General features: G+C 70.0%; 13 protein-coding genes. 7 read left to right on the top strand and 6 right to left on the bottom strand.

Annotated elements, in window-relative coordinates; genetic code table 11:
- Positions 1 to 49: 49 nt before the first annotated feature.
- The gene (locus tag LA521A_RS10870) at positions 50 to 1456 is read right to left on the bottom strand and encodes a metal-dependent hydrolase family protein (protein WP_281778925.1); all 1407 of its coding nucleotides are present in this window, start codon (positions 1454 to 1456) and stop codon (positions 50 to 52) included.
- A gap of 187 nt (positions 1457 to 1643) precedes the next feature.
- On the opposite strand from LA521A_RS10870, the gene LA521A_RS10865 reads away from it, so the two are divergent.
- Both LA521A_RS10865 and LA521A_RS10860 read left to right on the top strand, forming a co-directional pair.
- A complete protein-coding gene (locus tag LA521A_RS10865) occupies positions 1644 to 3209 on the top strand; it encodes a protein adenylyltransferase SelO (RefSeq protein WP_281778924.1) in 1566 nt (521 codons plus the stop codon).
- 60 nt (positions 3210 to 3269) lie between these two features.
- Positions 3270 to 3872: a hypothetical protein gene (locus tag LA521A_RS10860; protein ID WP_281778923.1), complete on the top strand. Its 603-nt coding sequence runs from the start codon at positions 3270 to 3272 to the stop codon at positions 3870 to 3872.
- Between the two features lie 3 nt (positions 3873 to 3875).
- Here LA521A_RS10860 and LA521A_RS10855 read toward each other — a convergent pair whose 3' ends face one another.
- Positions 3876 to 4784 carry an oxygenase MpaB family protein gene (locus tag LA521A_RS10855; RefSeq protein WP_281778922.1) on the bottom strand — a complete coding sequence of 303 codons (909 nt, stop codon included), beginning with the start codon at positions 4782 to 4784 and terminating at the stop codon, positions 3876 to 3878.
- A gap of 192 nt (positions 4785 to 4976) precedes the next feature.
- Between LA521A_RS10855 and LA521A_RS10850 the strand changes: the two genes are divergently transcribed.
- Together LA521A_RS10850 and LA521A_RS10845 are read left to right on the top strand one after the other, a co-directional pair.
- The gene (locus LA521A_RS10850; protein WP_281778921.1) at positions 4977 to 6854 is read left to right on the top strand and encodes an ATP-binding cassette domain-containing protein; all 1878 of its coding nucleotides are present in this window, start codon (positions 4977 to 4979) and stop codon (positions 6852 to 6854) included.
- 454 nt (positions 6855 to 7308) lie between these two features.
- Entirely contained in the window at positions 7309 to 7941 is a 633-nt protein-coding gene (locus tag LA521A_RS10845; protein ID WP_281778920.1) for an alpha-ketoglutarate-dependent dioxygenase AlkB family protein, read from the top strand.
- A gap of 3 nt (positions 7942 to 7944) precedes the next feature.
- Here the strand turns inward: LA521A_RS10845 and LA521A_RS10840 are convergent, their stop codons facing one another.
- Positions 7945 to 10041, bottom strand: a complete 2097-nt coding sequence (locus LA521A_RS10840; protein WP_281778919.1) for an NHL repeat-containing protein — start codon at positions 10039 to 10041, stop codon at positions 7945 to 7947.
- A 121-nt stretch (positions 10042 to 10162) separates the two neighbouring features.
- Between LA521A_RS10840 and LA521A_RS10835 the strand changes: the two genes are divergently transcribed.
- Complete coding sequence (locus LA521A_RS10835) at positions 10163 to 10696, top strand: SRPBCC family protein (RefSeq protein ID WP_281778918.1); 534 nt, start codon at positions 10163 to 10165, stop codon at positions 10694 to 10696.
- Positions 10697 to 10710: 14 nt separating this feature from the next.
- Entirely contained in the window at positions 10711 to 11298 is a 588-nt protein-coding gene (gene thpR / locus LA521A_RS10830) for an RNA 2',3'-cyclic phosphodiesterase (protein ID WP_281778917.1), read from the top strand.
- On the opposite strand, the gene LA521A_RS10825 is transcribed toward thpR, so the two are convergent.
- Positions 11292 to 11531, bottom strand: coding sequence for a hypothetical protein (locus LA521A_RS10825; protein WP_281778916.1), 240 nt, complete (start codon positions 11529 to 11531; stop codon positions 11292 to 11294). The genes thpR and LA521A_RS10825 overlap by 7 nt on opposite strands.
- A gap of 82 nt (positions 11532 to 11613) precedes the next feature.
- Here LA521A_RS10825 and LA521A_RS10820 point away from each other — a divergent pair, with 82 nt between their 5' ends.
- Complete coding sequence (locus tag LA521A_RS10820; RefSeq protein WP_281778915.1) at positions 11614 to 12213, top strand: YdeI/OmpD-associated family protein; 600 nt, start codon at positions 11614 to 11616, stop codon at positions 12211 to 12213.
- Positions 12214 to 12561: 348 nt separating this feature from the next.
- Here the strand turns inward: LA521A_RS10820 and LA521A_RS10815 are convergent, their stop codons facing one another.
- Together LA521A_RS10815 and LA521A_RS10810 are read right to left on the bottom strand one after the other, a co-directional pair.
- Positions 12562 to 12948: a SpoIIAA family protein gene (locus LA521A_RS10815; RefSeq protein ID WP_281778914.1), complete on the bottom strand. Its 387-nt coding sequence runs from the start codon at positions 12946 to 12948 to the stop codon at positions 12562 to 12564.
- 76 nt (positions 12949 to 13024) lie between these two features.
- A complete protein-coding gene (locus LA521A_RS10810; protein ID WP_281778913.1) occupies positions 13025 to 14062 on the bottom strand; it encodes a YbaY family lipoprotein in 1038 nt (345 codons plus the stop codon).
- Between the last annotated feature and the right edge of the window lie 39 nt (positions 14063 to 14101).

Genomic DNA, 14101 nt, shown 5'->3' with positions numbered 1-14101 from the left:
CTACAACAGCCGGGTCACGTTGCGCGGATGCGCGATCGCGCCTGCCCGCTCAATCGGCCGCCCCGAGGCCCGAATCCTTCTCCACGCGACCGTCCTTCATCACGAATTCCACGCGCTTGAGCACCGTCACATCGCTCAGCGGATCGCCGCTCACCGCGATCAGGTCCGCGCGCTTGCCGGCCTCCAGCGAGCCCACCTGGTCGGCCAGCCCCAGCAGGTCCGCCGCGTTCACGGTCGCGGCCTGGATCGCGGTCGCCGGCGTCATGCCGTGCGCGACCATCAGTTCGAATTCGTCCGCATTGCGGCCGTGCAGGCTCACGCCCGCATCGGTGCCGAAGGCGATCTTCACGCCCGCGGGCACCGCGCGTTCCAGCGCCTTGCCGGTGATGCCGATGCGCCACTGGATCTTCTCCAGCACCTCGCCGGTGTATGCCTCGGGATTCTTCGCCAGGCGCTCCTTGTAGCCGTTCACCGTGGACAGCGTGGGGACGTAGTACGCGCCGGTCTGGCGCAGCAGCTTGATGTCCGCATCGTCCATCAGCGTGCCGTGCTCGATCGAATCGGCGCCCGCGCGCAAGGCAAGCGCGATGCCGTCGGCGCCGTGTGCGTGGACGGCCACCTTCTTGCGGTACAGGTGCGCGGTTTCGACGATCGCCTTCGCCTCGTCGTCGAACATCTGCTGGCCCAGGCCTGCGCCGATGCGGCTGTTCACGCCGCCGGTGGTGGCGATCTTGATGACGTCGGCGCCGCGTGCGACTTGGCGCCGCACGGCCTTGCGGCATTCCTCGGCGCCGTCGCAGGTGTTGCCGTGCACGTCGAGCGCGGCGTGGAGTTCGTCGCGGAAGCCGAGCGTCGGATCCATGTGGCCGGCCGTGGCGGAAATCGCCATGCCCGCATCGACGATGCGCGGCCCCGGCAATTTGCCCGCGGCCACCGCGTCGCGCAGCGCGAGCGTCACGCCGTCCTCGTCGCCGAGGTTGCGCACGGTGGTGAAGCCGGCATGCAGCGTCTTTCGCGCATTCACGGCGGCTTCGTAGGCGTGGTCGGCCACGCCCTTCGAAATGCCTTCCAGCTGGCCTTCCACGCCCGCCTTGTCGGAGGTGAGGTGCACGTGGCTGTCGATCAGGCCCGGCAGGACGAAGCGGTCGCGCAGGTCGATCACGCGGGCGCCGGCGGCATTGGCGAAGGCCGAGGCCTCGACGAAGCCGTCGCGCACCGAATCGATGCGGCCGTTGCAGACCAGCAGGGTGCTCGCGCCGCGCGCCGGATGACCGGGGCGATCCAGCAACCGGCCCGCCTGGACGACGCTGCACGACGACGCGACGGCGGGCGCCTGCGCCGCCGCGGGCAGGGCGGACGCCATCAGCATCGCGGCGGCGAGCGCCGGGCTGAACGAGCGTGCGAGGTGGTGGCGGGAGCGCTGCAAAAAGGCCTGGTTGCGGTGGCGCGACATCATCCGGTCGATTCCCCATGCGACGGTGGACCGCCAGCATACGCGGGCCGGTGGAGCCTGACTGTGCACTGGATCGATGTGCCACGCCTGTCCCTTCGCGCCGTGCGACGGGTTCACCGCTTGTAGCCGACCGACGCGGCACCATCTCCTCCGCGGTCCCCGCCGCCGCGCGCTTTCTGCCGAACGCTCCATGCTGAGTCCGCATTTCGACAACCTTTTCATCCGCGATCTCCCCGGCGATCCCGAAACCTCGCCCGGCGTGCGACAGGTGCACGGCGCCGCGTACTCGCGCGTGGAGCCCACGCCGGTGCCGCAGCCGCGCCTGCTCGCGTATTCAGCGGACATGGCACAGCGCCTGGGCTTTAGCGAGGCGGACGTCGCCTCCGACGAATTCGCCCGCGTGTTCGGCGGCAACGCGCTGCTGCCCGGCATGCAGCCGTTCGCGGCGAACTACGGGGGCCATCAGTTCGGCCAATGGGCCGGGCAGCTCGGCGACGGCCGGGCGATCACGCTGGGCGAGATGATCAACGCCGACGGGGAGCGCTGGGAGCTGCAGCTCAAGGGCGCCGGGCCGACGCCGTATTCGCGCAGCGCCGACGGTCGCGCGGTGTTGCGTTCGTCGATCCGTGAATTCCTGTGCAGCGAGGCGATGCACCACCTCGGCGTGCCGACCACGCGCGCGCTGAGCCTGGTCGGCACGGGCGAATGGATCGAACGGGACATGTTCTACGACGGCCATCCGAAGATGGAGCCCGGCGCGGTGGTGTGCCGCGTCGCGCCTTCGTTCATCCGCTTCGGCAACTTCGAACTGCCGGCCTCGCGCAACGACACCGAACTGCTGCGCCAGCTGGCGGATTTCTGCATCCGCCGCGATTTCCCCGAACTGCGCGGCCTGGGACGCGGGCAGACTGCGTATGCGGAATGGTTCGCCCAGATCTGCGAACGCACCGCGGTGCTGATGGCGCACTGGATCCGCGTCGGCTTCGTGCACGGGGTGATGAACACCGACAACATGTCGATCCTCGGGCTCACCATCGATTACGGCCCGTATGGCTGGGTTGACAATTTCGACCCGGGCTGGACGCCCAACACGACCGACCGCTACCAGCGCCGCTACCGCTTCGGCCAGCAGCCGCAGGTGGCGTACTGGAACCTCGGGCGCCTGGCCGGTTCGCTGTCGCTGCTGTTCGACGACACCGAGCCGCTGCAGGCGGGGCTGCGCCGCTTCGTGTCCACCTACCTCGACGCCGATCGCGAGAACACCGCGCGCAAGCTGGGCCTGGCCGACTGCCGCGAGGAAGACACCGCGCTGATGCAGCAGTTGCAGGACCTGCTGACCGAAGGCGAGATCGACATGACGCTGTTCTTCCGCGGGCTGGCGGACATCGACGTCGAGGCGCCGGACCTCTCGCCGATGCAGGACGCCTTCTACGACCCGATGCGGCGCGAGGCGGTCGAACCCGCGCTGCGCGAATGGCTGGGGCGTTACGTCGCGCGCCTGTCGCAACAGGACCTGCCGGCCGACCAGCGCCGCGAGCGCATGAACGCCGCCAACCCGCGCTTCGTGCTGCGCAATTACCTGGCGCAGCAGGCCATCGACCGCGCGACCGAGGGCGACATCGACGGGGTGACCGAACTGCTCGAGGTCATGCGTCGGCCGTACGACGATCAGCCGGGCCGCGAAGCCTACGCGCGCCGGCGGCCGGACTGGGCCCGCGAACGCGCGGGCTGCTCGATGCTGTCCTGCAGTTCCTGACGCCGCCTACACATCGGCCGCGCATCATTCCGCCGCGTGGACATCGCGGAGGGTGCGGCCATGGGCAAAGCAACGAGCGTCTGGATCCACCGCGCCTGGCTGGCGTGCGCTTTGCTCGGCGTACTGTCGCCGGCGCTCGCGCAGGTGCAGGGGCGCACCGTCGGCACGCTGCAGCGGCACGACCCGGCGCAGCACCGGATCGTGCTCAGTCTCGACGCGCGCACCGGCAGCGAGCTGGGGCAGGGGGCGCCGGTCAACCTCTACTACGACGAAGCCAAGGCGGCTCGTGACCGCGCCACGCGGCCGAAACTGCAGCCGGGCGATCGCGTCATGCTTGATACGGTGAAGACGGGTAACCGCGTCGAAGCGACGTCCGTCGTGCGCCTGCCCGACACCACGCCCGGGCAGGGCTGGGGACAATACCTGCACGGCACCGTCGGCGAATTCGTCCCGCGCACGAACGTGCTGATGGTCGACCAGGCCGAAACACGCATCCGCAACCGCATCGGCGTCGATGCGGGCACGCAGGTGTTCGCGCTGGACGGCACGCCCATGCGGCGGGAACAGCTCAAGCCCGGCGACGAGATCGACATGGCGTTCCACCTGAAGGGCCGCGTGCGCACGGCGTCGAAGATCGTGCTGCTGCGTCCGGCCGGCGGCTGAGCGCTAGGGCCAGCGATCGAGGATTGACGGATCGGCGCCGACGCGCCGGCACGCGCGCGGCCCGACGCCATCGTTCAAGGCCGCGCGGAAGACGGGCGACATCGCACGCAGCGTTCGTGACGCGATGGCGGCGCGGGTGCGCTCGAACCGCCCCAGGGCCAGCGTCCTCACGGCCCAGTCGGGCAGCAGCGCCGTGCCCGCGCCGAGGAAGAGATCGCGCGAAAGTCCCGCCATCGGCACGGGCAGGCGGATGCGCGACAGCACGCGCAGCACTTCGCGCGAACGCTCGTCCAGCCGCAACTCGCCCTGCACGCGGGCGAAGAACGCGGCGACTTCGGCTTCCGTCCCCGGCACGTCGCGCGCGCCCAGCGCTTCGGCCACGCGCCGCACTTCGCCGTAATACGCATCGGCCGCGCCGGTCGGCAACGTCAGTGGGGAATAACGACGGAAGCCTTCCAGGAAGCCGTAGCTTTCGGTCACGTGCACCCAGGTCAGCAACGCTGGATCGTCGGCGCGATAGTCGCGGCCGTCGGGCATCGATCCGCGCACCTGTTCGTGGATGCGCGCGACGCGGTCGATGAGTTTGTGCGCCTCGAGGCTGGATGCGTATGTCGTGCCGGCGACGAAATTCGTGGTGCGCCGCAGGCGGCCGACGAGGTCGGTGCGGAAATTCGAGTGATCCCACACCCCGGCGAGCGCCAGCGGATGCAATGTCTGCAGCATCAGCGCGCAGAGCCCGCCGGACAGCATGCCGGGAAAGTCCGAATGGACGCGCCAGGTGAGGCTGTCCGGTCCGAACAGGCCGGGATCGCCGATGGGCTGGTCGTAGTCGATGCCGCTGCGCCCGCGCGGGAAGGCGGACAGCACCCAGTGGCGGATGGCGGCGGCGAGGGAGGCGGACGTCGAGGGCATGGGGTGATGATCCCATGTCCGCTGTAGCCCCTCTCCCACCGGGAGAGGGGTTGGGGTGAGGGGCAACGGAGGGAGGGCTTCGAACAGCCGTTGCAACGAAAAGCCGCGAATTCATGCGCGCCGCGCCTTGATCCCGGCTTCGCCAGGATGTCGGGTTAGGGGGAGGCACGTGTCGGTCGGTAGAATCCCCCCATGCCCCTGATCACCCTGAACAACGTCGACTACGGCGTCGGCGGCCCCTTGCTGCTTTCCGACGTCGTCCTGTCCATCGAACCCGGCGAGCGCATCGCGCTGATCGGCCGCAACGGCGCCGGCAAATCCACGCTGATGAAGCTCATCGCCGGCGACATCCACGCTGACGACGGCGAGGTCCGCCGCGAGGGCGGTGTCCGCATCGCCCGCCTCGAACAGGAAGTCCCGCCCGGCGCCGACGGCGACGTGTGGGACGTGGTTGCCGGCGGCCTCGGCGAGCTCGGCAGCTGGCTCGCGCAGTTCCACCACCTCAGCCACGCCGAGCACGTCGATACCGATGCGCTGGCGAAGGTGCAGCAGAAGATCGAGGACGCCAACGGCTGGTCGCTCGACCAGCGCGTCACCGAGACGCTGCAGCGGCTGGAACTCGACGGCGATGCGGTGTTCGCCCGCCTGTCCGGCGGCATGAAGCGCCGCGTGCTGCTCGCCCGCGCGCTGGTGTCCTCGCCCGACGTGCTGCTGCTGGACGAGCCGACCAACCACCTGGACATCGAGGCCATCGACTGGCTCGAAGGCTTCCTGAAGGCCTGGCAGGGCGCGCTGGTGTTCGTCACCCACGATCGCCGCTTCCTGCGCGCGCTCGCCACGCGCATCGTCGAGATCGACCGCGGCCAGGTCACCAGCTGGCCCGGCGACTGGGACAACTACCTGCGCCGCCGCGAGGAGCGCCTGAACGCCGAAGCGCAGGAAAACGCGCGATTCGACAAGCTGCTGGCGCAGGAGGAAGTGTGGATCCGGCAGGGCATCAAGGCCCGCCGCACGCGCGACGAAGGCCGCGTCACGCGCCTGAAGCAGATGCGCGTGGAGCGCTCGCAGCGACGCGAGTTGCAGGGCAACGTGAAGATGGACTTCGCGCAGTCCGAGTCTTCCGGCAAGAAGGTCGTCGAGGCGAAGGACGTGAACTTCGCCTTCGGCGAGCGCGAGCTGATCCGCGACCTGTCAACGACGATCTTCCGCGGCGACCGCATCGGCCTGATCGGCCCCAACGGCAGCGGCAAGACGACGCTGCTGAAGTTGCTGCTGGGCGAACTGAAGCCGCAATCGGGCGAGGTGAAACTCGGCAGCAACCTGCAGGTCGCGTACTTCGACCAGTACCGCGCCACGCTGCGCGAGGACTGGAACGCGCTGGAGAACGTGGCCGAAGGGCGTGAGTTCGTCGAAGTCGGCGGCAAGTCCAAGCACGTGATCGGCTACCTGCAGGATTTCCTGTTCACGCCCGAACGCGCCCGCGCGCCGATCACGCGGCTCTCCGGCGGCGAACGCAACCGGTTGCTGCTTGCCAAGCTGTTCGCGCAGCCGTCCAATTTGCTGGTGATGGACGAACCGACCAATGACCTGGACGTCGAAACGCTGGAGCTGCTGGAAGAGCTGCTCGGCGACTACCCCGGCACGCTGCTGCTGGTCAGCCACGACCGCGACTTCCTCGACAACGTGGTGACCTCCACGCTGGTGATGGAAGGCGATGGCGTCGTCGGCGAATACGTCGGCGGCTACACCGACTGGCTGCGGCAGCGGCCGGTGAAGTCGGCGCAGGCCGCGCCGTCCGCGAAGGCCGCTGCGGCGGTCGCCGCGCCGGCAAGCGCCACGCCGGCAGCGCCGAAGAAGAAGCTCAGCTACAAGGACGCGCGCGAGCTGGAGCAGTTGCCGCTGCGCATCGAAGCGCTGGAAAACCGCGTCGCCGAACTCACCGCGCAGATGAACGAAGCCGCGTTCTACCAGCGCGACGCCGCGGCGATCACCGCGCACACCGACCTGATGGCGAAGACGCAGGCGGAGCTGGACGCGGCGTACGAGCGGTGGAACGAGCTGGAAGGCTGACGCACGAGTCCCTCGCTTTGAACCACTCTCCCCGCGGGAGAGGGGTTGGGGTGAGGGTCGGCGAAGCGCCAACGCACGCGCTCGCGCCGCTTTGAGCCCCTCTCCCCGCGGGAGAGGGGTTGGGGTGAGGGGCGGCGGAGTAGTAGCGGCTCCGGCGCGTCGAGCCGCTTTCTGCTATTCCGAGATCTAAAACCTGGCGCTGCAGGCGAGCTGCCTTGCAGGCGATACGGCTTCGTTACCCCTCACCCCAACCCCTCTCCCGGCGGGAGAGGGGCTTAAACCCCTCAACCCGATCCCGCTCCGGGCGGGAGAGGGGCTCAAAACCCCGCACCCCAACCCCTCTCCCGGCGGAGAGGGGCTCAAAGCGCGGGCGAAGCTCCACGAACCTATCGGCGAAGTACATCGCACACAGCCAGTCTCACCCCACGAGACGCCCACCCGCCACACTCGCGCGATGCCGCGCGCCAACGCCTCCAGCCCCGATCTCTTCGCGTCCGACCTGTTCGCCGTGCCGCAGGAAAACACCCCGCGCACGCTCGTCGAAGACGCCCAGGGCGGCATCCGCTACATCCCCGGCTTCCTTCCGGATGAGCTCGCCGCGCAATGGTTCGACGAGCTGAAAACCGCCGTCGCCTGGGAGGCCCAGCGTCGCCCGATGTACGACCGCGTCGTCGACGTCCCGCGCCTGGTCGCCTCCTACCGTTTCGAGGACGCGAACGTGCCGGAACCGCTGATCGACGGCGTCCGGCGCGTCCGAGCGCACCTCGACGAACCCTTCAACGCCGTCGGCCTGAACTTCTACCGCGACGGCAACGACAGCGTCGCGCCGCATGGCGACAAGCTGCACATGCTGAAGGAAGGCCACCCGATCGCGCTGGTCTCGCTCGGTTCGCCGCGCCGCATGACCATCCGCGACAACGCGACCCGCAAGGCGCTGAACATCGATCTGGAACCCGGCAGCCTGCTGGTGATGAGCCACGCCAGCCAGCTCACGCACGAGCACGGCGTGCCCAAGACGAAGGCGGCCGTCGGGCCGCGCATCAGCCTCGCGTATCGCGTGCGGCCGCCGCGTACCGCGCGCGGCTGACGGCTACTCCAGCCGCACGCGCAGATCGCGCCCGGCCGTGGCGACGTTGCCGCTGTAATCCCGCGCGGTGATGCGCAGCACGTAGTCGCCGGCCGGCAGTTCGTCCGGGCGCCACTGGCCGGTCGCGAGCACGCCGTCGCGCACGGTGTTGGTCACCAGATACTGGAACCGCGTGATCGCGCTTCCGTGCACGGTGATGCCGCTGGACGGACCGTAGGCGACCTTCACCGCATCCGGATCGGCCGGCATGCGGTTGAACTCGATGGTCATGCGCGGCTGCTCGTAACCCGGCAGCGGCGCGCCGGCCGCATCCAGCCACTGGTACCCCAGCGCATGCAGCCCGAGGCGCCGACGCGGCAGGTTGCGATCCACCTGGTCCCACGCGTCCACCGCGATCTGCACGCCCGGCATCGCGCGCGACAGCACGAGCCGTCCGTCGCGCCGCACCGTCAGCGGCTGGTCCTGCAGGTCGAGCAGTTCGATGCGGTCGATGCGTGGCGCGTAATGGTCGGCGTAGTTCACGAAGCCCAGCGCCACCGCGTTGCGCTCGTAACCCGTGGCGCCGACGCTCAGGTGCACGTGCGCCATGCCGTTGATGGTGCCGAGCACGTCGCCCGCGGCGAAGCGCGTGCCGCGACGCACGCGCACGCGTCCGGGCTTGCCGTCGTCGCCGGGCACGATCACGAAACGCGATGCATCCAGCGGCTCGCCGCGCGGCGTGCGGCCCACGCGCATGTGGATGTAGCTCAACGTGTCGATGCCGAGCCCTTCGCCCAGCTCGCCGAATCCCCACGCCGCGTACGGGCTGCTGACCTTGCCGTCGGCGATGGCGAGCACTTCCTGGCCGACGTCGCCGCGGATATCGAGTCCGCCGTGCAGGTGGTCGCGATTCTCGCGCTGGTAGTTGCCGCGCACTTCGCCGAGCGTGCCGACGACCTCGTGCCAGCCGTCCTGCGGGCGCAGCGGCCAGCGACCGGCGCTGGCAGGCAGCGGCGTGTCGGGCGAGGGGCCGACGATCTGCGGCACATCGCGCGCGTCATCCGCCGGGCGGATGCGATGCACGCGGTAGGCACCGGCGTCGGCCACGCGCAACGTGCCGTCTTCGGCAACCGCCAACCCCGACGCGCGCGAAAACCGCTGCGCCTGCGTCTGGCCGGTGATTTGATGCGGGCTGCCGTCGCGGGCGAACTGCACCAGCCCGCGATACATCTCGCCGACGTACAGCACGCCGTCGTGCGCGAGCGCGAGGCTGAGCGGGCGGTGCACCGGCGGGTGCTCGTCGCCCGGCATCGCGCGGGCGAAAGTCGATACCTCGCCGGTCGGCGTGATGCGGCGGATCGCGTTGTTGCGCAGGTCGGCCACGTAGACGCGGTTCATCGCATCCACCGCGACGGCGGTCGGCGTGTCGAAACGCGCGGTCGCGCCCGGGCCGTCGACGTCGCCCGGACGGTCGCCGCCGGCGAGCGTGGCGACGCTGCCGTCGGGCGCGATCACGCGGATGCGGTCGTTGTAGGTGTCGGCGACGTACACGCGCCCGTCGGTGCCCACCGCGATGCCGGTCGGTCCGTCGAACCGCGCCTGCGCGCCGGAGCCGTCGGCGAACCCCGGCGTGCCGTCGCCGGCCAGCGTCGTCACCGCGCCCTGCGGCGTGATCTTGCGGATCGCATGGTTGCCGGTGTCGGCGACGTAAAGGTTGCCATCGCGATCCAGCGCGAGGCCCGACGGCGTATCGAACGCCGCCGCTGCACCCACGCCATTGGCGAGCCCTTCAACCGAGCCGGCGAACGTCGAGACGGTGCCATCGGGCGCGATGCGACGGATGCGGTTGTTGTCGCCCGCATCGCTCACGAACACCGTCCCGTCCTTCGACACCGCCACGCCGTACGGGTCGGCGAATCGCGCCTGCATCGCCGCGCCGTCGCGCAGCCCGGACACGCCGTCGCCGGCGACGAGATCGATGTGGCCGACCCATCCGATCGCGGTGGGCGCGGGACCGAGCACGGCCCGTACCACCGGCGGCTTGCGTTCGAACATCCAGGTCGCGGCGAGCGCCGCAGCGGTTGCGATTGCCACCAGCACCAGCCATCCGTTGCGGGACATGCGTTTCCTCGTCGAACGTGGACCGCGATTATTGCCCGCCTCGCGCGCCGGGCGCACGCTTGCGTGCAGCGGTCGGCGCGCGCCTAATCGCCCTGGTTTTTCCTGTTCGAAGGAGCGTGCGATGCGTTGGATTCCGGGAGCCGGCGCGCTGGCGCTGGCGTTGATGTGCCACACGGCGGGCGCGACGGTGAAGGATGCGACCGCAAGCGGGTTCACGGTCGAGAACACGGAGGTCGTCCCCGTCGGCGCGGATGTGGCGTGGAAAGCGCTGGTGCACGACGTCGACCGCTGGTGGCCGAAGGACCACAGCTGGTGGGGCACCGAATCGACGCTGTCGATCGACGCGCGCGCCGGCGGCTGCTTCTGCGAGAACGCGGGTGCGCGCCAGGCGCAGCACATGGCGGTGGTGTTCGTCGATCCCGGCAAGACGCTGCGCATGACCGGCGGCCTGGGGCCGCTGCAGGGCATGGGCTTGAGCGGCGCGCTGGAATTCCGGCTCGCGCCTGCCGAAGGCGGCGGAACGCGCATCACGATGTTCTATCGCGCCGGCGGCTACACGCCGGACGATCTGTCGAAGTTCGCGCCGGTGGTCGACAAGGTACAGGCGCAGCAGTTGCGCGGGCTGGCGGATTTCCTCCGCAAGCCGGCGAAGTAGGGCGGACGCACGCGATGGCACAGATGGGTTTCGGATTCGACGATGCGGCGTCCGGCGAAATGCATCGTCTGTTCTTCGCGCTGTGGCCCGACGAGGCGCTGCGTCCGCGCATCGCGCAGGCCGCGGCGTCGATCGTGTCGGAACACGCGCCCGGCGGGCGCGCGCTGAAGCCGGACAAGTACCACGTGACCTTGCAGTTCCTCGGCGATTTCCGCCCGCTGCCGCCGTCGCTGGTCGACTCGGCGAAAGCCGCGGCGGCGGCCGTGCGGTCGCCGGCATTCGAGTTGTCGCTGGACCAGGTCGGAAGCTTCCGCGGCGCGAACGTGTGGTGGCTCGGGTCGCACCGGGCGCCGGATGCGCTGCGGACGCTGTTCGACACGCTTGGCCGATCGCTCGCGCAGCATCGCGTGCCGGTGAAATCGGCGGCGAGTTTCGTCCCGCACCTGACCGTGCAGCGCGACGTGCGCCGGCACATCCCGCCTACGCCGGTGCCGGCCCTGGCGTGGCCGGTGCGCGAGTTCGTGCTGATCGACAGCCAGCCCGGACGCGGCACGCCGTACGAAGTGATCGGACGCTGGCCGCTGTCGGCGGGCGATCAGTGACGCAGCGCGATGTCCGGCCAGCGGTCGATGCTGCCGTCCTCGCGCACGGCGACGAAATCGTGCGCGGTGGCGAACAGCACCGGCAGCGGATGCTCCAGCGGCGTGCGCACGAAGGCCAGCCGCCATCCGCACCGTTCGCAGGCCTGCAGCATGGTGCGCTGCGCGATCGTCAGTCCCATGCGCCGCTGCACGCGGATTCCGGTGGTCGGCGTTCGTCGTTCGACAGTCGCCATGATCGTCCCCGTTTTCGCCCTCATTCCATCCAACGTGTCGCCGCGGCGTAATCGGACGCGACGCACGCTCCAGGAGGTCCGCATGCCCACCGTCGATCCGCGTATCGATGCCTACATCGCGAAGTCGGCGGCGTTCGCGCAGCCGCTGCTCGCGTACGTGCGCGAGGTGGTGCACGGCGCGTGTCCGGAGGTCGAGGAAACCCTGAAATGGGGCATGCCCAGTTTCACCTGGCGCGGAAAGATCCTGTGCGGCATTGCGGCGTTCAAGCAGCACGTCACGCTGTGGTTCTGGGAGGGGCGGGCGGTCGTCGGCGACGAGGCCAGCCGCGAGGCGATGGGCCAGTTCGGGCGCATCACGAAGCAGTCCGAGTTGCCCGGCAAACGCGAGCTCGCCGGTTTCGTGAAGCAGGCGATGGCGCGCGTGGAGGCTGGCGCTGCGCCGCCGGCGAAGAAGAAGCCCGCGCCGAAGCCGGCCTTGGATGTTCCCGACGACCTGTCCGCCGCGCTGCGCCGGAACGCGAAGGCGCGTGCCACGTTCGACGGGTTCGCACCGGGGTATCGGCGCGATTACATCGAGTGGATCGTGGACGCCAAGCGCGAGGACACGCGGCAGCGCCGCATCGCGCAGGCCGTGGAGTGGCTCGCGGAAGGGAAGACGCGAAACTGGAAGTACATGAAGTAGGGGCGCGGTCCTACGTCGCAGGTAGCCCGGGTGCGCTTCGCTTATCCGGGCTACAAGCGCTGTGTTTAGCCCCTCTCCCCCGGGAGAGGGGTTGGGGTGAGGGTCGGGGCGTGCGATGCGTCGGCGACGGCGGTGCTGGTGACCGAGCCACGCCCGGAAGAGCCCCGGGTGCGCTTCGCTTACCCGGGCTACAAGAGCTGCGTTAGCCCCTCTCCCCGGGAGAGGGGTTGGGGTGAGGGGCGGGACGTGCGATGCGTCGACGATGGCCGTACTCGTCCGAGCCACGCCCCGAACGCCCCCGGGTGCGCTTCGCTTACCCGGGCTACACAAGCGGCGCGGGCGCTGCCTTCACACGCTCCGCAACGGCTCCACCACCGCGGCCCAAGCGAGCGCCGCGTCGTGTTCGTCGGGTTCGAACGCGCGGATGTCGGTGTTCGGGAAGAAACGCCCGGCGAACTGCGATACCTCCGCCATCCAGCGCTTGTCGGTGACGATCGCGCCGCGTGCGAAGCGGCCGTACTCGCCGAACTTGGCGACGAGGTAGCGCAGGTCCTTCGCCAGCGCTTCCGGCGTGAGGCCGGTGAAACCGGTCATGTCGCAATAGATCCCGATGCGTTCGTGCAGGCGCAGGCGCGCTTCGATGTCGGCGATGCAGCGGTCGTAATCGGCGCCATCCAGCGTGCCGCTGAAGCGGTACGCGCCGACGTGCGAGGGCGAGGGCAGGATGTCGATCATGGCGTCGTCCGCGGTGAACCTTCCGCCAGCGTGGGTCGCGCGGGGTTCAGGGCGCGTCAAGAGGCGAGGTTCCGGCTCAAGGCTTCCCGGCGAGGAAGGCCCCGCAGCCGTCGTACGTCTTCCCGCCTGCGCGCAGTTGCGCGGTGATGTCGAACGTCGTGCCGGCGTCGTCCTGGCACGCCTTGCGCTCGACGATCAGCTCCACCTGCGTGCCGTTCGCGCTCTTGCCGGTCCAGCCATCGCCCTGCGCGCGCGCCCGCACGCTGGCGATGTCCAGCTTGCGCGAGCCGAAATCGAGCTGCGCGTGCAGCGGCGGGGCGTCGCCCGAACCCACCTCCACCAGCCAGCCCGGTTCGTTGCCGACGGCGCGGAACGCGACGCCGCGCGAGCGTGCGTCGTCCCATGGCGAGGCCAGGTTCGTGCGCGTGCATTCGTGCTTCTCGCCGTCGAGCGTGAGCGTGCCGCTGTCGCCTTTCGTCCAGAACTCGTTCCCGGCGTCGTCGGCGTAGCGCGCACCGGAGCCGGACGTCGCCAGCGGCAGCACGCGGCTGCGCCCGCCGTAGGTGAGCGTCACGTTGTTCGCGACGTTGTCGAACGCCGCGCCGACGCGCAGGTCGCCGCATTGCCAGTTCGTCGGCAGCGGGGACGCGGTCGCTGCATTCCCGGCGCCGACGTGCACCATCGCGATCTCCACCGGCACGTTGGCCGACGGATCCACCGGCACGCGCGTGTCGCTGACGAACATCGGCGCGCCATCCGGCCCCGCGAGCGTCGCGTGCAGCCCGTACTGCCCGTTCGGGCGCAGCTTCGCCGGGTCGAAGGGCAGCGTGAAGGCGATGGGCGGACCGCCCACCTTCGGGATGGTGACGTCGGCGAGGATCGCTTTCGGCGTATCGGCCAACAGGTTGTCGAGCAGCTGCACGCGCAGCGTCGACCCCGGCGGCGGCAGGATCCGCTCGCGGTAGGTCGCGGTGCCGGTGATGGCGTGCGCGCCCTGGGTCATCGACGGCGCGGGCGCCGTCGCGTTGCCCTGCGGCTGGCAGGCGGCGAGCGCCGCCACCGTCATCAGGACCGACGCGATGGCGCCGGGAAGGGAAGTCCGCATCACGGTCATGGCACGTCCTCCGTCATGTGGCGGGAGCGTAGCGGGGCG

Origin of the sequence: Lysobacter auxotrophicus, from assembly GCF_027924565.1 — a bacterium.
GTDB lineage: Bacteria > Pseudomonadota > Gammaproteobacteria > Xanthomonadales > Xanthomonadaceae > Lysobacter_J > Lysobacter_J auxotrophicus.
The sequence above is the reverse complement of the archived record's forward strand: the minus strand, read 5'-3'. Positions and strand labels throughout refer to the sequence as shown.